The sequence below is a fragment of the Nocardioides anomalus genome, from assembly GCF_011046535.1.
GTDB lineage: Bacteria > Actinomycetota > Actinomycetes > Propionibacteriales > Nocardioidaceae > Nocardioides > Nocardioides anomalus.
This window is the reverse complement of the sequence record NZ_CP049257.1, coordinates 452,676-476,414: the sequence shown is the minus strand read 5'-3', so window position 1 is coordinate 476,414 and position 23,739 is coordinate 452,676. Positions and strand designations below refer to the sequence as shown.

At 72.9% G+C, this 23,739-nt stretch carries 18 protein-coding genes and 1 pseudogene; 8 read left to right on the top strand and 11 right to left on the bottom strand.

All coding sequences use genetic code 11. The features are described 5' to 3' along the window. Positions 1 to 21: 21 nt before the first annotated feature. From G5V58_RS02520 to rplM, 8 genes and pseudogenes are all read right to left on the bottom strand, one after another. Positions 22 to 1,020 carry a GNAT family N-acetyltransferase gene (locus G5V58_RS02520; RefSeq protein WP_165228476.1) on the bottom strand — a complete coding sequence of 333 codons (999 nt, stop codon included), beginning with the start codon at positions 1,018 to 1,020 and terminating at the stop codon, positions 22 to 24. Next, on the bottom strand, positions 1,017 to 1,178 hold the full coding sequence (locus G5V58_RS02515; protein ID WP_165228474.1) for a hypothetical protein: 162 nt from the start codon (positions 1,176 to 1,178) through the stop codon (positions 1,017 to 1,019). The genes G5V58_RS02520 and G5V58_RS02515 overlap by 4 nt, the downstream gene beginning before the upstream one ends. Then, positions 1,175 to 2,026 (bottom strand): GNAT family N-acetyltransferase, encoded by an 852-nt coding sequence (locus tag G5V58_RS02510; RefSeq protein WP_165228472.1) that lies wholly within the window; start codon positions 2,024 to 2,026, stop codon positions 1,175 to 1,177. Before G5V58_RS02510 ends, G5V58_RS02515 begins: the two co-directional genes overlap by 4 nt. Positions 2,027 to 2,056: 30 nt before the next feature. Continuing rightward, complete coding sequence (locus G5V58_RS02505) at positions 2,057 to 2,233, bottom strand: DUF1059 domain-containing protein (protein ID WP_165228470.1); 177 nt, start codon at positions 2,231 to 2,233, stop codon at positions 2,057 to 2,059. After that, entirely contained in the window at positions 2,230 to 3,078 is an 849-nt protein-coding gene (locus G5V58_RS02500; protein ID WP_165228468.1) for an ATP-binding protein, read from the bottom strand. Before G5V58_RS02500 ends, G5V58_RS02505 begins: the two co-directional genes overlap by 4 nt. Positions 3,079 to 3,123: 45 nt before the next feature. Next, positions 3,124 to 4,477, bottom strand: a pseudogene (gene glmM, locus G5V58_RS02495) (phosphoglucosamine mutase). 17 nt (positions 4,478 to 4,494) lie between these two features. Beyond that, entirely contained in the window at positions 4,495 to 4,995 is a 501-nt protein-coding gene (gene rpsI / locus G5V58_RS02490) for a 30S ribosomal protein S9 (RefSeq protein WP_165228466.1), read from the bottom strand. Between the two features lie 31 nt (positions 4,996 to 5,026). Next, on the bottom strand, positions 5,027 to 5,470 hold the full coding sequence (gene rplM / locus G5V58_RS02485) for a 50S ribosomal protein L13 (protein WP_165228464.1): 444 nt from the start codon (positions 5,468 to 5,470) through the stop codon (positions 5,027 to 5,029). Positions 5,471 to 5,727: 257 nt separating this feature from the next. Between rplM and G5V58_RS02480 the strand changes: the two genes are divergently transcribed. The 7 genes from G5V58_RS02480 to G5V58_RS02450 all read left to right on the top strand — a co-directional run bounded on the left by G5V58_RS02480 (position 5,728) and on the right by G5V58_RS02450 (position 12,863). Continuing rightward, positions 5,728 to 6,909, top strand: a complete 1,182-nt coding sequence (locus tag G5V58_RS02480; protein WP_165228462.1) for an ATP-binding protein — start codon at positions 5,728 to 5,730, stop codon at positions 6,907 to 6,909. Positions 6,910 to 7,157: 248 nt separating this feature from the next. Continuing rightward, positions 7,158 to 8,465, top strand: coding sequence for a citrate synthase (locus G5V58_RS02475; protein ID WP_165228460.1), 1,308 nt, complete (start codon positions 7,158 to 7,160; stop codon positions 8,463 to 8,465). Positions 8,466 to 8,473: 8 nt separating this feature from the next. Further along, on the top strand, positions 8,474 to 9,076 hold the full coding sequence (locus tag G5V58_RS02470) for an HAD family hydrolase (protein WP_230487020.1): 603 nt from the start codon (positions 8,474 to 8,476) through the stop codon (positions 9,074 to 9,076). A gap of 312 nt (positions 9,077 to 9,388) precedes the next feature. Then, on the top strand, positions 9,389 to 9,820 hold the full coding sequence (locus G5V58_RS02465) for a hypothetical protein (RefSeq protein ID WP_165228458.1): 432 nt from the start codon (positions 9,389 to 9,391) through the stop codon (positions 9,818 to 9,820). Positions 9,821 to 9,922: 102 nt separating this feature from the next. Next, positions 9,923 to 10,501 carry a signal peptidase I gene (locus G5V58_RS02460; RefSeq protein ID WP_165228456.1) on the top strand — a complete coding sequence of 193 codons (579 nt, stop codon included), beginning with the start codon at positions 9,923 to 9,925 and terminating at the stop codon, positions 10,499 to 10,501. After that, complete coding sequence (locus G5V58_RS02455) at positions 10,498 to 11,658, top strand: Ig-like domain-containing protein (protein WP_230487019.1); 1,161 nt, start codon at positions 10,498 to 10,500, stop codon at positions 11,656 to 11,658. Before G5V58_RS02460 ends, G5V58_RS02455 begins: the two co-directional genes overlap by 4 nt. Before the next feature lie 5 nt (positions 11,659 to 11,663). Then, entirely contained in the window at positions 11,664 to 12,863 is a 1,200-nt protein-coding gene (locus tag G5V58_RS02450; RefSeq protein WP_165228454.1) for an FAD-dependent oxidoreductase, read from the top strand. Here the strand turns inward: G5V58_RS02450 and G5V58_RS02445 are convergent. Both G5V58_RS02445 and G5V58_RS02440 read right to left on the bottom strand, forming a co-directional pair. Further along, positions 12,832 to 14,778 carry a phospholipase C gene (locus G5V58_RS02445; protein ID WP_165228452.1) on the bottom strand — a complete coding sequence of 649 codons (1,947 nt, stop codon included), beginning with the start codon at positions 14,776 to 14,778 and terminating at the stop codon, positions 12,832 to 12,834. The two genes, G5V58_RS02450 and G5V58_RS02445, sit on opposite strands and share 32 nt — an antisense overlap. A 41-nt stretch (positions 14,779 to 14,819) precedes the next feature. Continuing rightward, a complete protein-coding gene (locus G5V58_RS02440) occupies positions 14,820 to 21,155 on the bottom strand; it encodes a putative Ig domain-containing protein (RefSeq protein ID WP_165228450.1) in 6,336 nt (2,111 codons plus the stop codon). A 222-nt stretch (positions 21,156 to 21,377) separates the two neighbouring features. Here G5V58_RS02440 and G5V58_RS02435 point away from each other — a divergent pair, with 222 nt between their 5' ends. Beyond that, positions 21,378 to 22,109, top strand: coding sequence for a M20/M25/M40 family metallo-hydrolase (locus G5V58_RS02435; protein ID WP_230487018.1), 732 nt, complete (start codon positions 21,378 to 21,380; stop codon positions 22,107 to 22,109). On the opposite strand, the gene G5V58_RS02430 is transcribed toward G5V58_RS02435, so the two are convergent. Next, complete coding sequence (locus tag G5V58_RS02430; protein ID WP_165228448.1) at positions 22,106 to 23,719, bottom strand: long-chain-fatty-acid--CoA ligase; 1,614 nt, start codon at positions 23,717 to 23,719, stop codon at positions 22,106 to 22,108. The two genes, G5V58_RS02435 and G5V58_RS02430, sit on opposite strands and share 4 nt — an antisense overlap. Positions 23,720 to 23,739: the final 20 nt, after the last annotated feature.

Sequence of the window (23,739 nt, the reverse complement as noted above, 5' to 3'; positions counted from 1 at the left end):
GCCCGCGGACAGCCGAACCGCTCAGATCGCCTTGCGGACCTCGACACACCGCTCGACGACCCGGAAGCCGAGCCGCTCGTTGATGGCGTTCATCGGGGCGTTGACGTCGGCGTTCTCGGTGGCGATCCAGGCCACCTCCGGGTACGCCGCGACGAGGGCCCGCAGGCTGGCGACCTTGAGGGCCAGGCCCAGCCGGTGCCCGCGCGCCTCGGGCAGGACGAGCGTCCCGGACTGGAACGCGCGGTCCGGGGTCGCCTCGTCGACCTGGAGCTCGGTGAACGCCACGGCCCGGCCGGCGTCGTCCAGCGCGAAGGTGGCCAGGTCGCGCCGCCCGGCCCGCGCGTTGCGCGCCTCCTTGGCCCGCAGCCGCGCCGCGTCCCAGCGCTCGGGCTCGTCGCCCGACTCCCCGCTGGGCATCTCGCCGCGCATCGCCTCGTTGAGCCGGCAGTAGCCCTCGACCAGCTCGTCGGGCAGCGGGGACCACGTCGTGACCAGCCGGTGCCGCGCGTGGTGCTCCGCGGACTCGGCGGCCAGCCGCGCCCACCAGTCCCGGCCGGTGGTGAGATCGAGGACCTTGCTGCCCTCCTCGAGCTCGACCCGGAAGCCGCGGGCCGCCGCGAACGCCGTGGCCGGGCTCTCCGCGCCCACCCGGGCGAACGCCCACCCCACCAGCGCCATCCGGCCCAGTGCGCGGGCCTGCTCCTCGGCGTGCTCGAGGAGGGCGGAGGCCACGCCCGAGCGCCGCTGCGACGGCAGGACGTCCAGGAAGACGTAGGCGAGGTCGGTGTGGTCGTGGAGGGGCGCCTGGAGCGCGAGGGTGCCGACCATCCGCCCGTCGCGCCACACCGCGGCCCGCACCTCGCGCTGGTCGTCTCGATCGGTGCGCAGGGAGGCCTGCGCGGCGCTCCAGGTCGGCAGCTGCGCGTAGCGCCGCTCTGCGGACGCCTCGTGCAGGACCTCCCAGTAGGCGCGGAGCTCCGCGTCGTCGTCGCGGTCCAGCGCCCGGAGGTCCACGCTCACCCGGTCACCTTCTGCAGCTCGAGCAGCCGGGCCACCAGCCGGTAGCCGAGCTGCTCGTTGACGGCGCTCATGGCGGCGTTGGTGGTGGCGTTGGCGGTGACCACGAGCTCGGCGCCCGGGTGGAGCGCGCGCAGCCGGCGGTGGAGCAGCACCTTCATGGCCAGCCCGAGCCGGTGGCCACGGTGGTCGGGGAGCACGAGGGTCGAGCCGATGTCGGCGAGCCGGGGGCGTGGGGCGCCACGACCGCCTCGGCGAAGCCGGCGACCCCGCCGTCGGGCGTCAGCGCGATCACGGTCAGCTGCTGTCGGCGCTGGGCGGCCCTTCTGGCCTCGCCGGACCGGATCCGCTCCGGCGTCCAGGCCTGCGGTCGCAGGTCGAGCTCGCCGAGCGGGATCTCCTCCAGGAACCGGCTCCTCCCCGCGGCCAGGGAGACCAGGTGCTCCTCCGGCGCCGGGTCGACCCACCACGCGAGCCGGTGGTCGCCGAGCCGGGCGGCGGCGTGGGCCTCGAGCGCGGGGAGCCGGGACTCCTCCGCCGCGAGGTCACAGCCCTTGACGCCGTCGGTGTTGGCCACGGCGAAGCCCCGGCGCAGGGCCCAGGCGGCGTGCTCGTCACCCTCCGGGTCGCCGTCCGAGGGCACGAGGACGTCGGCCAGCAGCGTGCGCCGCCCGGCCTCGTCGGCCAGGGCCTCGCAGTGATCGGCCAGGGTGGTGCCCACGCCCGCGCGCCGGCGGTCGGGGCGCACGCGGACGTCGTACTGGAGGAAGTGGGTGTTGTCGCGCAGCGGCATGACCACCAGGGCGGTCCCGACGACCTCGTCCCCCTCGTAGCCGCCCAGCAGCGCGAGGCGGTTGTGCTCGTCGACCTGGGGCAGGGCGTGGCGCGAGATCTCCCACTCCGGCCAGAAGCGGCGGCCGTGCTCCGGCGTGGCCTGCTGGCCCACCGACCACCAGGCGTGGACCTGGGCCTCGTCCGAGCGGTCGAGCTCGCGGATCTCCAGGCGCACCCGCCCGAGCCTAGGCCCGCCGGGGTGCGCTCAGTAGCGCACGATCTTGCCCTCGACCGCTTGCGCGACGTCGGGCGTGATCTCGGTGATGCCGTGGTCGGCGGCCGCGTGCGCGCCCACCTGCTGCATGAGCTCGCCCTGGGTGTCGGCCTCGAAGTGCGCGGCGCAGCCGGGCATCACGTCGCCGCAGGCCAGCTTGAAGGTCATGTCGTCTCCCCGTGTGGTGGACGCTCCGGGATGCGCACCCAGAACGTCGCGGTGTGGTCGTCCTGCTCGACCCCGACGCTACCGCCGTGGAGCACGACGAGGGCGCGAACGAGGTAGAGACCGATGGTCACGCCCGTGCGGTCGTCGTTGAGGTCGAACGGCTCGAACAGCGCCTGGAGCAGCCGGGCGTCGATCGGGTCGCCGTGGCGCACCACGCGCACGACGTCCCAGGGCGGCTCGTGGGCGACCTCGATGCGGCGGTGCGTCGGCGTCGGGGCGGTGGCCGCGGCGGCCCAGAGGTCGCGCAGCACGGTCGCGAACAGGTCGGGGTCGACGCTGAGCCGGCGCCCGCCGCCGTGCACCTCGGGGGCCGGGTCGAGCCGCGCGGCGAGCTCGGTGACGGTGACCGGCTCGGGTGCGAGGCGCAGCCGGCCGAGCGAGGCGGTGGCCATCAGCTCGACGTCGCGGGTGCGCTCGGCCAGCTGGTGGACCGCGCCGTGCAGGCGCTGGAGCGAGGTCGCCACCCGGTGCGGAGGTACGTCGTCGTGCGCCAGCAGCGACAGCCAGCCGAGCGCGACGGTCAACGGGGTGCGGACCTCGTGGGCGAACGCCGCGAGGAAGCGGTCGCGCTGCCGGGCGGCGTCCGGGTCGGGTCGGTTGGTGACCGCCGCGGTGCCCGCGTCGACGAAGGAGCGGACCCACCGGCCCAGGAGCGCCGGCTCGACCCGCCACTCGGCGGCGACCTCCGCGAGGCTGCGCCCGGTGAGGACCTCGAGCACGGCCTCGACGCGCGGGTCAGCCTGGTCGGCGGCCCGCGCCCCGTTCACGACGTACGGCCGGGCCACCGCTCGACGGTAACCGCGACAGCGCGTCGGGCGCTGGGCTTTGGGTCAGCCGAGGGAGAGCCGTTGCCGCACGACGTCGGCGAGCCGGCCGGCGACCGCGCGGGCGTCCTCGTCGGTCGGCGCCTCGACCATGACGCGCACCAGCGGCTCGGTGCCGGAGGGGCGCAGCAGCACCCGGCCGTGGCCGCCGAGCGCGGCCTCCTCGGCGGCGACGGCGTCGGCGAGGACCGGGTCGTCGGTGCGGTCCTTGTCGACGCCGGTGACGTTGAGCAGCACCTGCGGCAGACGGGTGACGACCGAGGCCAGTGACCGGAGGTCCTGGCCGGTGGTGACCACGCGCTGGAGCAGGTGCAGGGCGGTGAGGATGCCGTCGCCGGTGGTGGCGTGGCGGCTCATGATCACGTGGCCGGACTGCTCGCCGCCGAGGCTGTAGCCGCCGAGACGCATCTCCTCGAGCACGTAGCGGTCGCCGACCCTGGTCTGCAGCACGCGCAGGCCCGCCGCCTGCATGGCCTGCACGAAGCCGAGGTTGCTCATCACGGTCGCGACCACGGTGTCGGCCTCGAGCTCGCCGGTCTCGGCCAGCCCGAGGGCCAGCACCGCGAGGATCTGGTCGCCGTCGACGAGCTGACCGGTGTGGTCCACGGCCAGGCAGCGGTCGGCGTCGCCGTCGAGGGCGATCCCGGCGTCCGCGCCGTGCGCCACCACGGCGGCCTGGAGGCCGGCCGGGTGGGTCGAGCCGCAGCCGTCGTTGATGTTGAGCCCGTCTGGCTCGGCGCCGATGACCACCACCTCGGCGCCCGCGGCCCTCGAGCGCCATCGGCGCGGCGATGCTGGCCGCGCCGTTGGCGCAGTCCACGACGACCTTGAGCCCGTCGAGCCGGTGGCCGAGGGTGCCGAGCAGGTGCTCGACGTACTCCTCGACGGGGCGCTCGTACGGGCGGACCCGTCCGACGTCCGCGCCGAGCGGTGCGTCCCAGGCGGTGCCGAGGAGCTCCTCGATCTGGACCTCGAGCGCGTCGTCGAGCTTGTGCCCGCCGCGCGCGAGGAACTTGATGCCGTTGTCGGGCATCGGGTTGTGCGAGGCCGAGATGACCACGCCGAGGTCGGCGCCCAGCGCCTCGGTCAGGTAGGCCACGCCCGGCGTCGGCAGCACCCGCAGGCGCAGCACGTCGACGCCGGCCGAGGCCAGCCCGGCCACCACGGCGTGCTCGAGGATCTGACCCGAGATGCGCGGGTCGCGGCCCACGACGGCCAGCGGCCGCTCGCGGCCCGCCGCCACCTCGCCGTGGGCGGTGATGACGCGCGCCGCGGCGACCGACAGGCCCAGGGCCAGCTCGGCCGTGACCTCGCGGTTGGCGAGGCCCCGGACCCCGTCGGTGCCGAAGACGCGCGGCATCCGCGTCGTACCCGCGGTCAGCGCTTGCTGTACTGCGGAGCCTTGCGGGCCTTCTTCAGACCGGCCTTCTTGCGCTCGATGACACGGGCGTCACGCGTGAGCAGCCCGGCCTTCTTGAGCGAGGGGCGGTTGGCCTCGACGTCGATCGAGTTGAGGCAGCGGGCCACGCCGAGGCGCAGCGCGCCGGCCTGACCGGTGATGCCGCCGCCCTGGATGCGGGCGATCACGTCGAAGCGGCCCTCGAGCTGCAGCTCGGCGAACGGCTCGTTCACCACCTGCTGGTGCAGCTTGTTGGGGAAGTAGGAGTCGAGGGTGCGGCCGTTGATGGTCCACACGCCGGTGCCCGGCACGATGCGCACGCGGGCCACGGCCTCCTTGCGGCGGCCGGTGGCCGCGGCGGGGGCGATGGTCGCGGGGCGCGACGGCGTGTCGGCCGACGGCGAGCTCTCCGAGCTGTAGGCGATGCCCTGCTCGTCGGCGGTGTAGGTCTCCTCGACCTCGGTGCTGTTCTCAGTCACTGCAAAGTCCTCTGGTCTACGTCTCGGGCGACTACTGCGAGATCTGCTTGATCTCGAACGGAACGGCCTTCTGGGCCTGGTGCGGGTGCGTCGGGCCCGAGTAGACCTTCAGCTTCTTCAGGATCTGGCGACCCAGCTTGTTCTTGGGGAGCATGCCCCACACGGCCTTCTCGATGACCTTGCGCGCGTCCTTGTCGAGCTGCTGCCCGATCGGCGTCGCGGTCAGACCGCCCGGGTAGCCCGAGTGGCGGTAGGCCAGCTTGGTCGTCTTCTTGTCGCCGGTCAGCGCGACCTTCTCGGCGTTCACGATGATCACGAAGTCACCGGTGTCGACGTGCGGCGCGTAGATCGGCTTGTGCTTGCCGCGCAGCAGGGTCGCGGCCTGCACCGCGAGGCGGCCGAGGACGATGTCCTCCGCGTCGATGACGTGCCAGGCGCGCGTGATGTCGCCGGGCTTGGGGCTGTAGGTGCGCACGAGGATTCTCTCTCGTTCGTCGGGACCGACCGGAGGTCCCGGTCGGCGGTGCACACGCCCTCTGACGAACACTGCCCGGCTCCACTTCGTCCGGGTCTGCGCGGCGATCTCGTGCGAGCTCACCACGCGGCAGGAGGCGCGACCGACAAATCTACGGGGCGCCCGCCGGGGGTCAAAACGCCGTCGCGCGGTCGTCGTCTAATAGATAGTCATGTCGTATAAGGAAAAACGTTATACGCCTTGATACTCTTTGATGCATGGATCCGGTCCTCAACCCCTACCGGCCCGGCGCTGGGCGTCGTCCGCCGGTCCTGGCCGGCCGCGGACCGCTCCTCGACTCGTTCACTGTCGTGCAACGCAGGGCGGCTGAATACGGGGAAGGCGACCGCGGGTGGGTGCTGAACGGCCTGCGGGGCGTCGGCAAGACCGTCCTCCTCAACGAGATGCAGTCGCAGGCTTCGGCCCGCGGCTGGATCACGGCCAAAGTCGAGGCCACGGCGGGCACACCCCTCTCCACGGCCCTCAGTCACGCCCTCGTGTCCAGCATGCGCACTGCCACCGGGCGCCACCCGGTGCCAAAACTCAAGCGGCTGCTCGGTGTCTTCAAAGCGTTCTCCCTCAAGTTCAACCCAGTTACCGGTGGACTCGCCCTTGGGGCCGATGTGGACCTCGTGTCAGGCGTCGCAGATTCGGGGCGCTTCGCCGATGATCTCTCGGCCCTCTTCGAGACCCTGGGCGAGACCTCGCGCGAGCTCGGCATCGGCACCCTCATCCTGGTGGACGAACTGCAGGAGGCAACGAAGGACGAGCTCACCGCGGTGAACACGGCGGTCCACCACCTGGGGCAAGACCCTGAGCCGCTTCCGGTGACGTTCGTTGGCGCCGGGCTGCCGTCGCTTCCGGCGCAGTTGGCTGATGCGACCAGTTACGCCGAACGCCTGTACGACTACCGGCCCGTCGGCCTCCTGTCGGAAGAAGCTGCCGAGGCGGCGCTCGTCGGTCCCAGCCTCCAACTCGACGTGCCGTGGAACGACGGGGCTGTGGCGAGAGCGATGGACATCGCTCGCGGCTACCCCTACTTCCTGCAGGCGGTCGGCAAGCACGTCTGGGATGCAGCGCGCGGTCCGTCCATCGAGATCGACGATGTCGAGATTGGAGGTGAGCTCGCCCGGCGCGAGGTCGACGAGGGTCTCTACCGCTCTCGCTGGGAACGCGCGACGCCCGCACAGAAGGAACTGCTCAGAGCCCTGGGTGACATCGGCGGCGAAGAACCGGCGGTCATCGGTGAGCTCGTCTCCGCCACCGGCAAACGTCGGGTGTCAGACCTGTCGGTCGCCCGCAACGAGCTGATAAAGAAGGGGCTCGTCTACGCCCCCGAGCGGGGTCTCCTCGCGTTCACCGTGCCGGGGATGAGCGACTTCATCGCGCGCCAGCCCTGAGCGAGACGACGAAGGGGCCGGACGACACAACCCACGCGCGATATTGATGGGCCGTCGGTGATCGGTACGTCGGACGGATGGCCGGGGCGGTGGTCCCGGACGGTCAGGGTCTCTGCTGCCGCCTGGGTCACTCAGCCGGCGCAGGAGGCCGTCGGGGACCGCCGACGACGCGGTGTCGGACGGGCGGCGCAGCCGCACGGTGGACACCGCGTTGTCGGAGGTCACCGAGGGCCGACTAAGTTGGCTGCGTGACCCAGGAGGCAGCAGAGACCCTGACCGTCCGGGACAACCGGACCGGCAAGGAGTACGACGTACCGATCACCGACGGCACCATCAAGGCCGCGGACATCGGGCAGATCAAGGCCGAGGAGGACTCCCCCGGGCTGGCGGTCTACGACCCCGGCTTCGTGAACACCGCGTCCTGCCGGAGCTCGGTCACCTACATCGACGGTGACAAGGGGATCCTCGAGTACCGCGGCTACCCGATCGAGCAGCTGGCCGAGAAGTCGAACTTCCTCGAGGTGGCCTACCTGCTGGTGCACGGCTCACTGCCGTCCAAGGCGGAGTACGACGCGTGGGTGCACGAGATCACCTACCACACGTTCGTGCACGAGAACGTCAAGGAGTTCATGCAGGGCTTCCGCTACGACGCGCACCCGATGGGGATGCTGATGGCGTCGGTCGGGGCCCTGTCGACGTTCTACCCCGACGCGCGCAACATCAGCGACGCCGACAACCGGCACATGCAGATCGTCCGCATGATCGCGAAGATGCCGACGCTGGGCGCCTGGTCCTTCCGGCACGCGCAGGGCAAGCCGTTCGTCTACCCCGACAACGAGCTGTCCTACACCGCCAACTTCTTGTCGATGCTGTTCAAGATGAGCGAGCAGAAGTTCGACGCCGACGAGCGGCTGGTCAAGGCCCTCGACGTGCTGTTCATCCTGCACGCCGACCACGAGCAGAACGCCTCCACCAACGCGGTGCGCTCGGTGGGCTCGACGCAGGTCGACCCGTACTCCGCGGTCGCGGCCGGCGTGGGCGCGCTGTTCGGCCCGCTGCACGGCGGCGCCAACGAGGCCGTGCTGCGGATGCTGAAGCGGATCGGGTCGAAGGAGAACATCCCCGACTTCATCAGCGGCGTGAAGGACGGCAACGAGCGGCTCATGGGCTTCGGCCACCGGGTCTACAAGAACTACGACCCGCGCGCCAAGATCATCAAGAAGTCCGCCGAGGAGGTCTTCGAGGTCACCGGGACCAACCCGCTGCTCGACATCGCGCTGGAGCTGGAGAAGATCGCGCTCGAGGACGAGTACTTCGTCAAGCGCAAGCTCTACCCCAACGTCGACTTCTACTCCGGGCTGATCTACGAGGCCTTCCAGTTCCCGCCGGAGATGTTCACGGTCCTGTTCGCCATCGGCCGCACGCCGGGCTGGCTGGCCCAGTGGCTGGAGCTGGTGCAGGACAAGGAGCAGAAGATCGCGCGGCCCAAGCAGATCTACACCGGCGACCGGACGCTCGACTTCGTCCCGGCCGCCGAGCGCTGGGCCCAGGGCTGAGCCTGAGGGTGCCGCGCGGGGTCGTCTGGGACCTCGGCAACGTCCTCATCGACTGGCAGCCGCACGCCGCGGTGGCCGCCGGGATGGGCGAGGCCGAGGCCACCCGGTTCCTGGCCGAGTACGACTTCATGGCCTTCAACCACGGCCTCGACTCCGGTACGCCGTGGGTCGAGGCGGCGGCCGAGCTCGCCCGGACCCACCCCGAGTGGGCCGAGCACGCGGCGGCGTACCGCGAGCACTTCCCCACCTCGCTCACCGGTGAGGTCCCCGGCACCGTCGCGATCGTGCGCGAGCTGAGCGAGGCCGGCGTCCCGATGTGGGGCCTCACCAACTGGTCGGCCGAGCTCTACCCGCACGCGCCCGAGCGCTTCGACTTCCTCGGCCTGCTCGACGACGTGGTGGTCTCCGGCGCCGAGGGCGTGGCCAAGCCGGACCCGGCCATCTACGCCATCGTCGTGGCCCGCGCCGGCCTGCCTGCCGCCGACCTGGTCTTCGTCGACGACAAGGAGGCCAACGTCGTCGGCGCGATCGAGGCCGGGCTCGATGGCGTGCTCTTCACCGGCGCCGACGACCTGCGCCGGCAGCTGCGCGACCGAGGACTACCCGTCTGACGACGCGGCTGCGCGACCGTGCGCATCACCCCGGCGGGTGGGCTTTCGCAGCCGAACGGGACGGAATGGTCATCAGATAGTCCTATCGGACCATGGATGGCTAGGTCGGCCGGCTCGTAACGTCTGGCCTGACGCGGGTTGACTGCGTCAGCGCTGGGGGGCGCTCTTCGTCGTTCGTCGTCACTGCCTCCCAGCAACGGGGAGCGCTGCGTGCACGGGCTGAGTCGTCAGTCCGTGCCGCTACTCGGTGCTGCCCGCACGCGCGGGGAAAGTCCTTGGCGCATCAGGGGAATGAACAAGGGGAGCACCACAGTGAAGAAGCTCATCATCGTCCCGGCCGTCGCGATGGTCGCCGCGGTCGGCGCCGCGTCGGCCGCCGGGTTCGCCGGCGGGGTCAGCGCCGGGCCGCTGCAGGTCGGGCAGACCAACAACCTCGAGTGCGCCAAGAGTGCTCAGGTCGTGGAGTGGGGCTACAACGACCACCTGCCCACGCCGAACGTCGTCAACGTCCGCGTCAAGCTGGCCGACGCGACGTGCTCGAACCAGTCGCTCACGGTCCTGCCGCTGAAGGCCGACGGCTCCCAGTACGGTCCTCGTGCGGCCGGCCGCATCCCGGCGCAGGCCTCCGGCGACCAGTACGTCCGCCTCGAGTTCGACAACCCGATGGACGCCGAGCAGCTGAAGTCGGTGCGCATCAGCGTCGACCCGGGCTTCTCCGGCGAGCAGTACGGCACCATCGGCTGACCTCTCACGAGGTCCGCCTGAGGTGGCGGTGCCCGGCTCCGACCGGGCGCCGCCACCCCGGCCCCATCACCACCAGCCGAAGCCAGCCACCCAGGGGAGACGATGAGGAAACAACCGCGGCGGCCGTGGCGTCTGCTGAGCAACGCCGCTGTCCTGGCCCTTCTCGGCGCCTGGTACTTCACCCTCGCCCCGACCGCCTTCGGCGGACCGTCCGGCTACATCGAGGTGGTCGGACACAGCATGGACGGCACCTACGCCACCGGCGACCTCATCCTCACCCACCGCAAGCACACCTACGCGACCGGCGACATCATCGCGTTCAGGGCGAACGACGCCGGCGGCCAGGTCATCCACCGCATCACCGGAGGCGACGGCACCACCGGCTACATCACGCAGGGGGACAACAACCCCGACGCCGACCCGTGGCACCCCACCGATGACCAGATCATCGGGGCTGCCCAGATGAGGTTCGCCGGCAAGGCCTGGGTGATGCACCTGCCTCGCCAGCCATGGTTCGCCGGACTCACCGCCGGACTCATCACCTTGCTCGTGCTCGGCTGGGACGCGCGCCCGCGGCGTGACGACAGCCCTGTCGAGGACGTCAGCGGAGCCGTCGACGCCGAGGCCTCGACCACCACTCTCGAGTCGGCCGACATGACCGCGCCCGGGGCGAGGAGGTGAGCGACCGCAAGCGCGCGTGGGGGAGCCTCATCGTGCCCGCGGCCGCGGCCGCGCTGCTCGTGGTGGCCCCGGTCTCCGCTCTGCACAGCGCATCGGCCGCCCGTCTCCCCGTCACCGCCGCGCCCCTCCAGACCTGGAAGGTCGTCGACCTCCCTGGCCTGCCCCTCACACCCGGGCCGGACCTGCGCATGTGCGGTGACCTGGACAACTACGACGGGCTCATCGTGGGGACAGCTGGCGACGACGTCCTCGAAGGGGGCAACGGCCGCCAAGTCCTGGTGGGCCTCGGCGGCGACGACGTCCTGTCCGGCGGGAACCACAACGACTGCGTAGTTGGTGGTCCCGGTGACGACGTCCTGGCCGGCGGAAACGGACTGGACCTCCTCTTCGGTCAGGACGGCAGCGACCACCTGGACGGTGGGACCGGCAAGGACCTGCTCGACGCGGGGGGCGACCCCGGCGACACCTGCCTCTCCGAGGGCGCCCCTGACGTGCTCGTCGGCTGCGACGACGACGCCGGCACATCCGCGGGTCCACGCACGGCGGAGCTCGGCTCGCCTCAACCACCGACCGCGAGGTTGCGCGTGCCCGAGGACTCGTGCGGCTGCGGGAAGCGACCGGTGGCCGCCCGTGGCGGTGCCGCACCGGTCACGGCGCCCGACGCGGTGACCGTGTACGCCGGCGGCTACGCGCCCGCCGAGGTGCTGGCCAACGACACCGATCCGGAGGGCGACCGGCTGAGCGTGTGCGGGGTGGGCCCGCGCTACCAGGGGCACATCGACCTGGACACCGAGAACCCGAAGAGGATCGGGGTCCTCCCGGGCGGGCGGACCGAGCCGGGGACCTACGTCTACACCTACCTCGCCTGCGACGGGGCGAGCCAGACGCCCGGGACGCTGACCGTGACGGTCCCGGCGCCGCCGCGCGTCACGGTCAGGGCGGTGCCCGGGCGCCCGGGCAAGGTCCGGGCGCGCACGGACGCCGACTTCCGGATCCGGCTGACCTACGGCAGCCCGGGTGAGGACCAGGACGGCCTGGTGTTCATCCCGAAGCACGGCTCGGTCACGTTCGGCACCCGCTACGACCGGCTGAACTGGACCGCACGGCTCACCGACGGGACCCTCCTGTTCCGCGGCGTCGTCAAGGACATCTACTAGGCCGAATGCGCATCGCGGTCGTCGGCCTGGGCATGGCCGGCTCGACGCTGGCCTGCCTGCTCGCCGACCGGGGCCACGACGTGGTCGTCCTCGAGCAGGCCGAGGACCCGCGCCCGGTCGGCGCCGGGATCTGGCTGCAGCACATGGGCCAGCAGGTCCTCGAGCGGCTCGGCCTGCTTCAGCCGCTGCGCACGCGGTCGCGCGAGGTCTCGCGCGTCGACATCCGCACGTCGCGCGGTCGCCGCCTGGTCGACGTGTCGTACGCCGAGGTGCCCGGCTCGGTGCCGGCGCTCGGCGTGCACCGCGGGACGTTGTTCGCGCTCCTGCTGGCCGAGGTGCGCCGCCGCGGCATCCCGGTCGAGCTCGGCGTCCGCGTCACCGGCGCCCGCCCTGCCCCGGACGGGGTGGCCGTCGAGACCGAGACCGGCGACCGCGGCACCTACGACCTCGTGGTGGGCGGCGACGGCAGCCGCTCCCCCGTGCGACGCAGCATGGGCGTGGCCGCGCGGGACCGCCCCTACGCCTACGGCGCGCTGTGGTCCATCGTCGAGGACCCGGACGGCCTGTGCACCGACGAGCTGTTCCAGAGCCTGCGCGGGACCCGCCACTACCTCGGTGTGCTGCCGACGGGCCTCGAGCAGGTCTCGGTCTTCTGGTCCGAGCGCGACCCGGCGCGCACGCACGGCGACCTCGAGGCCTGGCGGGCGGCCGCCCGGCCTCTGGCCGGCCCGATGGCGCCGCTGCTCGACCGGGTCGACCACCTGCTGCCGGCCACCTACCGCGACGTGGTCGTGCGCACGCCGTACCGCCTCGCGCACCCCGGCGCCGCGGTCCTGGTCGGCGACGCCGCGCACGCGATGAGCCCCCAGCTCGGCACCGGCACCTCGCTCGCGCTGGCCGACGCCTGGACCCTGCACCACGCGCTGGCCACCGAGCCGACGCTGGAGCGCGCCCTCACGGCGTACGCCGCACACCGGGCCGCGCACGTGCGGTGGTACCAGTGGTGGACCCGGCTGATGATGCCGGTCTTCCAGTCCGGCGCGACGCCGCTGGCCTGGCCACGCGACGCGCTGGCGCCCGCGGTGACCCGGGCGACCTGGGTGCGCGAGCAGGTGGTGACCACCCTGCTCGGCGACCGCACGTCGCCCTGGCACCAGTGGCGGCTGCCCGAGATCAGCGGTGCCGCGGCGTCACCCGCACCTTGAGGTTCGTGGTGTGGTGCTGGCCGTCGGCGTCGACGTACATCACCGTGAAGCCGTGCCGGCCCGGCGCCATCCGGTCCGTGGGCAGCCTGAGCTCGGCGCGCCCGCTCGCCGGGACGTGCGTGCGGGCCACGACCTGACCGCGCGCGCTGCGCACGACGACCGCGGAGCCCGAGCGACCGCCCCGCAGGGTCAGGACCGCGCGGCGGCCGACGGGCACGCTGTCGGTGACCCGGACCCGGCTGACGGCGCTCGACGGCGCGTACGGCTCGTCCTGCGGCGCGTCGGCCGCGGCGCCGGCGGGGGCCGCCGAGCCCGGCACCGGGTCCTGGTGCACGACGGGCTGCACGGCCCCGGGCACCGTCGGCATGGCCTGGGAGGAAGCCGCCAGCTGCGCCTGGTAGTTCGCCTCACGCACGTCGTGGCCGAACTCCTGGTCGCTCGGCGCGGCCAGCGCCTCGGCGTGGAACACGCCGACCAGGTCGTCGAACGTCGCCCGCCGCCACGCCGTGATCGCCTCGAAGGTGACCGGCTGCTTGGCGCTCAGCCCGCGGGTGGGGGTGCCCAGGTCGAGTCCGCCGGCCGCGGTCACCGCCTCGATGAGCTGCAGCGGCGAGGTGTGGTCGGAGACCTGGGAGTAGACGTGGCCGCCGACGGTCCACGGGGAGATGACCAGGCACGGCACCCGGAAGCCGGCACCGGCCGGGAGCCCGCCGCCCGGCGTACCCCGCGGGGACGGGACCTTGACGTACTCCTCCGGGTAGAGGTCGGGGTCCGGGATCGGCGGGGCGACGTGGTCGAAGAAGCCGTCGTTCTCGTCGTAGTTGATGACGAAGACCGTCGAGTTCCACAGCTCCGGGTTCGCGGCCAGCGCCTCGAGCTTGGAGGCGAGGAAGTAGGCGCCGGCGGCCGGGGTGTTCGGCGGGTGCTCATCAGAGGCGTAGGGCCCGTCGGGGAACAGCCAGGTGACGTCGGCCAGGGTGCCGTTGCGGCAGTCCTCCTCGAAGCCGAGGTAGCCCGTCGCAGCCTTGGTCGGGTTGAGCGGGTCGCCGGCGCCGCCCGGCGTGCCGTTGCCGAACAGTGTGCCGTTGCTCATCAGCCGGTTGTAGAGCTGGTCGTCGACCATGCCCTTGGCGGTGAGGTTCTTCCACCAGCTGAAGTAGTTGTAGGACCCGGAGCTGGTGTAGGTCTTCACCGTGTAGCCCGCGTTGTACAGCACCTCCGCGGCCGAGAGCCACTGCAGGGTGTTGGGCTTCACCGTCTCCAGGATCGGGCCGCCCTTGGTCCCCTGGGGGTCGTGGGTGCCGGACATCCACACGGCCCGGTTGGGGTAGGTCGGCCCGAGCACCGAGCAGTGGTAGTTGTCGAGCAGGGTGAAGTGCTCGGCCAGCGCCCAGTGGAACGGGATGTCCTCCTGGAGCATGTAGCCCATCGTGTAGGAGCCCTTGACCGCACCGTCCGCGGCGAGGTGGGTGTGCAGCCACCCGTCCATCGCGCCCTTGTTCCACGACGCGTGCTGGTCGCGCCAGTCGTGCGACAGCGACGGTACGGCGGCCGCCGCGGTGCTGGCGGTGTCCATGTGGAAGGGCCGCAGGTAGCCGTTGGGGTTGGCCGGGTCGGGCTGCTGGAAGACCGAGTTGCCGTTGGGCAGGGTCATCGCCGTCGGGTCGTCGAAGCCGCGCACGCCCGGGAAGGTGCCGAAGTAGTGGTCGAAGGACCGGTTCTCCTGCATCACGTAGACGACGTGCTTGACCTCGGACAGGTCGAACGACGCCGCGGCCGGTGCGACGGCGGCCGAGGCCAGGCTCTCGGGCAGCAGGCCCGACATCCCGGCGGCTCCGGCGACCGCGGCCGCGCCCATGATCACCGACCGGCGCGAGGGCCGGACGTCGAGCGGCGGGGTGGTGGTGTCGGTCATGGCTTCTTCTCTCGCTGTGCTGGGCGGTGGCGGGTCGTGGGTCAGCGCGCGGTGACGGCGCGGGTGGGCCGGGAGGACCTCGTGGTCGTGGCGTAGCCCGGCGCGGAGCCGGTGACCTCGACGCTCAGGCGGGCGCCGCGGTCCTGCGGGCGCACCAGGTAGCGCGCCCCGGTCGCGCCGGCGATGCGCTCACCGTCGGCGAACCACTGGTAGTGCAGGTGCCGGTCGGCCAGGGCCGACGGGCCGGCCTTCCAGCGTCCGGCCCGGGCGTGCAGCCGGTGGCCGACCGCGGCCCGGCCGCGGACCTGCGGCCGGCGGGCCTCGAGCCGACCGGCCCGGACCGGCACGGCCGCGGAGCCCGCCGTCGCGGTCTGGTAGCCGGCGTAGGTGCCCGTCACGGTGACCGACAGGGCGCCCGGGCGGTCGGCCGCGGTGGGCGTGTAGCTCGGCCCCGTCGCCCCCGGGATGGCCACGCCGTCGCGCAGCCACTGGAAGGCGAACGACGTGACGCCGGCCGAGCCGGCCCGCCAGGAGCCGGGCGATGCGGTCACCTCGACCCCCACCCTGACCGGGGCCGAGAGGGTCGGCGTGCCCGTGGTGAGCGTCGGCGCGGTGGCCGGTGCGATCGGCACCGCCGCCGAGGTGGCGCTGGCCGGGGCGAACTCCGCCTTGACCGCGGTCACCGCGACGGAGACCACGTGGCCGCCGTCGGCCGCGGTGGTGGTGTACGACGCCTGCTCGGCGCCGGGGATCGCCACGCCGTCGCGCAGCCACTGGTAGGTGAAGGAGTCCGGCGTCGGCGTCCACTGCCCGGGGTCGGCGGTCAGGGTCGACCCCACCACCCGGGTGCCGGTGACGCTGGGCGCGGCCGCCGAGGCGACCGGGCCGTTGGCCAGCACGGCGCAGGCCGTGCCCGCCGAGCCGGAGCCGGTGACCGGGATCTGGTCGACCGGCTCGAGCGGTCCGGCCGCCCCGCCAGCACGGGCCGCGTGCAGGACCTCCTCGACGACGTTGTTCTTGGTGTCGGCGATGTAGAGGACGTCGGTCACCGGGTCGACCGCGACGGCGTACGGCGTGTTGAGCCGGGTCCGCGAGGGGATCGAGCCGCCGCCGACCGGGCTGGTGTTGCCGGCGCCGGGCACGGCACCGTCGTTGACCAGGGTCGTGATGGTGCCGTCGGGGTCGACCTGCCGGATCGCGTGGTTGAGCGTGTCGGCGATGAACAGGTCGCCCGCGCCGTCCAGCGCGACGCCCTGCGGGTCGTTGAGCCGGGCGGAGGTCGCGGGGCCGCCGTCGCCGCCGTAGCCGCCGAGGCAGGTGCCCTGGGCCAGGCCCGCGGCGTAGTCGCCGGCCACGGTGGTGATGACCCCGCTCGTCGCGTCGACCCGCCGGATGACGTTGTTGGACGAGTCCGCGACGTAGACGTTGTCGTGGGCGTCGACCGCGACGCCGGCCGGCTGCGCGAGCCGGGCCGAGGTGGCGGCGGCGCCGTCGCCGGCGTACCCGCCCCGGCCGGTGCCGGCCAGGACCTCCACCGCGCCGGCCACGGTGACCTCGAGGACGCGGTTGTCGGAGGTGTCGGCGATGAACACGTTGCCGGCGGCGTCGACGGCCACGTCATTCGGGTGCCAGAGGTTGACCGTCAGCGGCGTGCTGGTCGGCGTGACCGCGGCGCCGGGGCCGCCGGCGACGCCGGTGCCGGCGAAGCGGTGGATCACGCCGTCGGCGGTGATCTTGCGGACCACGTTGTCGCCGCTGTCGGCGACGTAGACGTTGCCCTGCGCGTCCTCGGCCAGGCCGCCGGGCTGGTAGAGGAAGGCGTCGACCGCCGGGCCCTCGTCGCCGACGTCGCCGTGGCCCTCGAGCGAGCCGGCGATGACGGTGTTGGACCCGTCGGCCATGGTGGCCAGGACGTTGTCGCCGGTGTTGGAGACGTAGACCGTGCCGTTGCGGGCCGAGATGCCCGCGGGCCGGTAGAGCCCGCCGGCCGGCGGTAGGGGCAGACCGGTGGTCGGGTCGATGACCGGGTCCTGGCCCGAGCTCGCGTCGTACGGCAGCGCCCGGAGCAGCGGGCCGGTGGTGTCGGCGATGCCCACGCCGTCGGAGTAGGCGTAGCCGCGCGGCGCCAGGAGCGTGAGGTAGTCGCGGTCCGCGAGGCTCAGCCCGGAGTCCGCCGCCGTGACGACGAGGTCGGCCCCGCCGGCGACGGTGGTCCCGGCCGGCAGGGGGTAGGTCGCGCCCGCCGCGTTCTTCTGCAGGACGTAGCCGGTCAGGTCCACCGGCGCCGTGCCGGTGTTGTGCAGCGTGATGTCGCCCGACACCGAGGCGATCCTGACCGCGCGGGTGGCACCGAGCTGCTCGAGGTCGACCGTGGTGGGCGTGCTCAGCCGGGTCCCGAGCGGGTGGTTGACGTCGTCGCCGCCGGCCGCGAGCGAGTTGTACCAGACCGTCGCGTCGGCGACGGTGCGGTCGGCGGGCACGCGGTAGTGCTCGGCGTAGTTGTTGTTGGTCGCCGGGCACACCGAGGCGCCGTTGAAGGTGCCGGCCGCGCACGGGGTGTCGACGGAGGCCCGCGAGATCAGCGTGCCGCCCTGGTTGACCGAGACGTCGAAGGAGTGGTCGCCACCGGAGTTGGCCATCGAGGAGAACCCGTAGACCAGCACCACCGGCGTGGACGCGGCCAGCCCGTAGTTGGCGCGGAACTGCGCGGTCGTCTTGACCCCGAAGTACTGGTTCTCGACCCACCAGAACAGCCGGGTGCCGTGGGCCGGGATCACCGGGTCCACCACCGGCGACGCCTGCGACGTGTCCGCCGGGTCGTGCAGCGTCATGATCGCCCCGCTCTTGCGAAGGCTCAGCCCGTACGCCGCGAAGTCGATGGGGTGGTCGGTGGTGTTGGTGACCTCGCTGTACTCGTAGTAGTCGGTGGAGTTGTTGTCGTAGTTGACCTCGGTGACCAGCAGGTCGTTGGGCGCGATGACCGGGGCGCCGGCGTTGGGCTGGCCCTTGGTCGGGTACGCCGAGACGCCGAACGCGCCGGTGCCGTCGGTGGTGCGGGCCCACGAGGTCGGCGGGTACGACGCATACGTGGTCTGGTCGAGCAGCGTGCCGTCGGCCTCGGTCAGGTAGAGCGTGTCGTCCGCGGCCAGGTGCAGGCCGGCGGCCACGAGGGCCGCGCTGTCGACGACCACGAACCCGCCGCCCGCGATCGCCTGGGCCGGGAGCGCATAGGTCTCCCCCGCGCTGTCCTCGAGGGCCAGGGACGCGCCGGTGACGGCGGCACCGGTGTTGACCAGCTCGACCCAGTCGCGGGCCGGGTCCCCGGTGGCCACGACCTCGTTGAGGCGCAGCCCGGCGAGCGGGTCGCCCGCGGCGGGGCCGCCCGCCGGCGGCAGCACGACGAGGGCGAGGTCGCGGGCGACCGTGGCGGGGGTGGTGGCGCTGTCGGTGACCGTCACGTGCACGGCGTAGCGCCCGAGGGCGCCGGTCGGCGTGCCGCTGAGGGCGCCGGTGGCCGGGTCCAGGGTGACGCCGGCGGGCAGCCCGGTGGCCGCGAAGGTGTAGGGCGCGGAGCCACCGTGGGCCCGCAGGGCGACGGTGAGCGGGGTGCCGCGCTGGACCGATCGGTCAGCGACCGGCTCCAGGCGCAGCTGCGTGCCGAGGGTGAGGGTGAACGTCACGGTGGCGGTGTCGCTCGGCACGGCGTCGGAGACGGTGACGGTGACCGGGTAGGCGCGCGCCTCGTCGGCGGCGTCGGGCGTGCCGCTGACGACCCCGGTGTGCGGGTCCACGGTGAGCCCGCCCGGCAGGCCCTCGGCGGAGAAGACCAGGTCTCCGAAGACGGCCTGTGCCTCGACCCGGATCGGGTCCATCGCCTCGCCGATCGAGAGCTCGGCGTCGGCCACGGGCGAGACGCTCACGCGCTCGTCGTGCTGCGACCGGGCCGGGAAGGAGTCGAGGTCCGCGACCGGCGCGAAGTCGGTGCGGTTGGCGTCGGAGTCGACGAGGAAGCCGTGCGCGGAGCGGCGGGCCACGACGCAGGTGTTGTTGGTGCCGGAGTCGACGCCGCTCACGCGGGGCGAGCCCGCGCTCTCCGCGGAGACCGGCTGGTTGGTGGAGGCGTTCATCCAGCCGACGCCGTCCACCACGCCCGCGGCCCGGGCCGCGGGCGAGGCGAGGTCGCCGTTGAAGGCGGTCGTCGTCCTGGTCGCGTCGAGCAGCTGGAGCTGACCACCGGTGTTGCAGCCGCCCATGTTGCTGCCGGCCTGGTTGCCGTTCCCGGGCGTCTTGACCGACGCGTCCAGGTCGGGGGTGAACCCGGCCGGAAAGGTGCCGTGGTCGGCCGGGGTGTGGGCGTTGCCGTACCAGACGAAGAAGTGGTGGTGCGGCTGGACCGTGCCGGAGAGCTGGACCAGGTTGCAGGCGCCGGTCACCGAGTAGCTGCGGTAGCACAGCGCGTAGTTCGAGGTGACCGTGCTCGGCGTCGTCGAGGTGTCGACGGTCCCCAGGACGATCGGGGCGTCGGTGGGGTTGTAGAGCTCGACCCAGTCGTTGGTCCACCGCGCGGTGTCGGAGTTCGCACCGAAGACCGCGGCCACGACCAGGTGGTCGGTGGCGTACGTCGCGGGGACCGCGTTGGCGGCGCCCTTGGTCGGCTCCTTCGACGTGGTGAAGTCGCCGGTGCCGTCGGGGTAGCGCGCCCACGAGGTGGTGGGGTGCGCCGACCACGCGGTCTCGTCGAGCACCGTGTCGTCGGTCTCGGTCAGGTCGAGGGTGTCGTCGGCGGCGAGGTCGACGCCGGCCGCGTGCAGGACGGAGCCCTCGACGACCGCGAACCCGCCGGCGGGCACGTCGCCGACGGTGACGGTCGCGGTGTCGCCGCCCCGGTCGGCGAGCCGCACCGAGGCCCCGGCCACGGCCGCTCCGGTGTTGACGAGCTCGACCCAGTCCTGGGCCGGCGTCCCGGTGGCGTGCACCTCGTTGATCCGCAACCCGGCGAGCGGGTCGCCCCCGGCCGGAGGTGCGGTCGGGGGCTTCACGACGAGGGTGAGGTCGACGGTGACCGACTGTGCGGCCTGGCCCGCACCGCTGTCGGTGACCGTCACGTGGGCGCGGTAGCGGCCGGCCGGGCCGGTCGGCGTACCGCTGATCCGGCCGGAGTCGGCGTCGATGCCCACGCCGGTCGGGAGGTCGGTCGCCGCGTAGTGGTAGCCGGGGACGCCGCCGTGCGCGCCGACCTGGATCGGCGCCAGCGCCTCGCCCTTGCGCACCGAGGTGTCGGCGAGCGGGTCCACCCGCAGGGTGCTGCTGACGGTGAGCGTGAACGTCGTCGTCGCGGTCTCGGCGCCGGTCGGCGAGGAGTCGGTGACCGTGACGGTGACCGGGTAGCCCTGGAGCGCGACGCCCGCGGCCGGCGTACCGCTGATGACGCCGCTGGCGTGGTCGAGGGCGAGCCCGTCGGGCAGACCGGTCGCGTCGTAGGTGAGCGCGCCGGTGCCCTTGCTGCCCTGGACCTGGAGCGGGGGCATGGTCTCGCCGCGGCTGACCGTGGTGTCGGCGACGGGGGCCACGGCGACGTGGTCGCTGATCTGGGAGTGGACGGTGAACGACGCGGGCGCGACCGGGGCGATGTCGGTGCGGTTGACGTCGGTGTCGAGCGGGGTGCCGTCGACCAGCGTGCGGGCCAGGACGCAGCCGTTGGTCGTCCCGCTCTGGACGCCGGTGATGGTGGCGTTGCCGTTGGTCTCGGCCGCGTCGGGCTGGGTGCTGCCGTTCGCGGTCCAGCCGAGGCCGTCGACCACGCCGGCCGCCCTCGCGGCCGGCGAGGACAGGTCGCCCTTGAAGGTCGCCGCACCGGCGGTGGCCGAGTTGAGCAGCAACAGCTGGCCCCCGGTGTTGCACCCGCCCATGTCGGTGCCGACCTGCTGGCCGTTGGCCGCCGTCTTCTTGGCGAAGTCCACGTCGGGAGTGAGTCCCGGCGGGTAGGTGTAGGTGACGCCGGCGGTGTTCTTGCTGGGGTACCAGACCAGGAAGTAGTGGTGCGCCTTGACCGTGCCGTAGAGGCCGACCGTGGTCGAGCACTTCTGCGTGGCCGCGGCGTTGGCGCGGTAGCACTGGTAGTAGTTCGACGTCACCGTGCCGCCGTCATTGGTGCCGAGCACGATGTCGTGGTCGGTGGGGTTGTAGAGCTCGACCCAGTCGTTGGTCCACTGGCCGGTGTCGGAGTTGGCGCCCCAGACCGCGGCGATGACCAGGTCGCTCGGGGTGGGCGCGGCCGCGGCGGCCGGTGCGCTCGGGGCGAGCAGCCCGAGGGTGCACACCCCCAGGACGGCGGCGATCAGCGCACCGAGGGCTCGAGCGGACCGCACGTCGATCATCTGGCTCCACTTTCCTGTTGCTGTCGTGCTGCACGAGGGGTCCCTGACCACGGGACGGGCACGCGGCGGCCGACCGTCCGAGGACGGCCACCCCGTGGCGGGAGGAGTCGAGTCGGCCCAGGTGAACGGACGTCGAACGCCCGGGGTTGGTTGACCCCAACAACGATGAAGAGATGGCCCGGCGTCCCTTCGAGCCTGCTCCGGGCTGAGAGGGTGGCCGGCGTGCCCGACTTCGTGATGCCCCTCCCCCTGGCTCTCGACGTGGTCTCGCTGACCATGGGCCTGGTCAACGTGGAGTCCCTCACCGGTGCCGAGGGGCCGCTCGCCGACTCTGTCGAGCAGGCCCTGCGGACGCTGCCGCACCTGGACGTCGAGCGGTTCGGGGACACCGTCGTCGCCCGCTCCGCGCTCGGCCGCGCGGAGCGCGTCGTCGTCGCCGGGCACCTCGACACGGTGCCGGGTGACGGCGAGGACGAGGTGCTGGCCTACGTCGAGATGGGCCGGCTGTTCGGGCTGGGCGCCTGCGACGCCAAGGGCGGGCTCGCGGTGGCGCTGAAGGTCGCAGCCCTGGCCGACACCGGCCGCGACGCGACGTACGTGTTCTGGTCCGGCGAGGAGGGCGACGGGGAGAGCGGGCTCGAGGCGCTGGCGCGCAAGCGGCCGGACGTGCTCCGCGGCGACCTGGCCGTCGTGCTCGAGCCGACCGGCGCCGGTGTCGAGGTGGACGATGAGCTCGGCGAGAGCGCGGCCGTGGCGGCGTTCGCCTCAGCCCTCGGCACCGAGCCGGTGCCCGCCACCGACCGGACCGCGGCGCGGCTGCTGGCCGGGCTCGGCACCCCGGCCGTCACCTTCGGACCCGGCGACCCGCTCCTCGCGCACACCCGCGAGGAGCACGTGCCGACCGCGCAGCTGACCGAGTGCGAGCACCTGCTGCGGACGTGGGTGGCCGGCTAGTTGACCGCCCGGTCGCGACCGTCCCAGTAGGGCTTGCGCAGCTCGCGCTTGAGGATCTTGCCGGTCGGGTTGCGGGGCAGCGCCTCGAGGACGTCGACCGAGCGTGGGCACTTGAAGCGCGCCAGCGACTCGCGGCACCAGGCGATGAGCTCGTCCTCGGTCGCGGTGGTGTCGGGCTTGAGGGCGACGACGGCCTTGACCGACTCGCCCCAGGTGTCGTCGGGGACGCCGATGACGGCGACCTCCATGACGGCGGGGTGCTCGGCCAGGACGCGCTCGACCTCGGGTGAGTACACGTTCTCGCCGCCGGTGATGATCATGTCCTTGAGCCGGTCCTCGACGAAGACGTAGCCGTCGGCGTCGACCTTGCCCATGTCGCCGGTGCGGAACCAGCCGTCCTCGGTGATCACCTCGGCGGTGGCCTCGGGCTTGCCGAGGTAGCCGCGGAACAGCTGCGGGGTGCGCAGCCACAGCTCACCGTGCCCGCCGGCGGGCAGCTCCTCGAGCGTGGCGGGGTCGACGACCTTGAGCTCGACCTCGGGGATCGGCTTGCCCGCGGAGACCAGGCGCTCGGGGTGGCCGGACGCCACGGCCGTCCGGTGGTCCTCGGCCGAGAGCTGGGTGGCCACGCCGGCCACCTCGGTCAGGCCGTAGACCTGGAGGAAGTCGGTGTCCGGCCACGCCTCCATGGCCGCGCGCAGCAGCGGCGGCGGCATCGGGGCGGCGCCGTAGGTGTAGGTCTTGAGCGCGCCGAACAGCTTGATCGCATCGGGCCCGGCCTGCAGCACCTGGGCGAGCACGGCCGGCACCAGGAAGGTCCGGTTGGCGCCGTGCATGATCGCCCCGGCGAGCGACGCGCCGTCGGGGTCGCGGGTCATGTACGACGGGACGCCGTCGTTGATGGGGAACAGCACGTACGACGAGCCGCCGACGTGGAACAGCGGCATCGAGACCATGCACCGGTCGCCGGGCTCGAAGGTCCACCCGTCGTGGGCGTTTCGGGTGTGGGCGACCATGTTGGCCTGGCTGAGCGTGACGCCCTTGGGCCGCCCGGTGGTGCCGGAGGAGTACATGACCAGGCAGATGTCGTCGGGCTCGACGTCGTCCTGCCGGGCCACCCGCGGCGAGGCGGCCAGGAACGCCTCGTACTCGTCGCCCTCGGCGCCGTCCGGGGTGACCTCGATGATCTTCTCGACGTGGGTGAGGCGCTCGCGGATCTTGTCGATGGTGGGCACCAGCTCGCTGCCGACGAGCAGGACCTTGGCGCCGGAGTCGTTGACCGCGTAGTCGACCTCGTCGCCGGCCGAGCGCCAGTTGACGATGGCGTTGGCCGCGCCCAGCGAGGCGGCTGCGAGCGAGAGCTCGACGCAGGCCGGGTGGTTCTTGTCGAGGAAGGCGACCACGTCGCCGCGGCGCACGCCGAGGGCCCGGAGCCCGCCGGCGCAGCGGCGGACCCGGTCCTCCCACTCGCGCCAGGTCCAGCTGCGCTCGCCGTAGGTGAAGGCGAGCCCGTCCGGCCGGTGCTCGGCCCAGTGGGCCAGCCGGTCGTCGACGTACGTCGGGTCAGCGGGAGCAGGCGTCTGGTCGGGCGTCGACTCGGCCACGGTCATGCTGCAGTGTGACCGGGCGC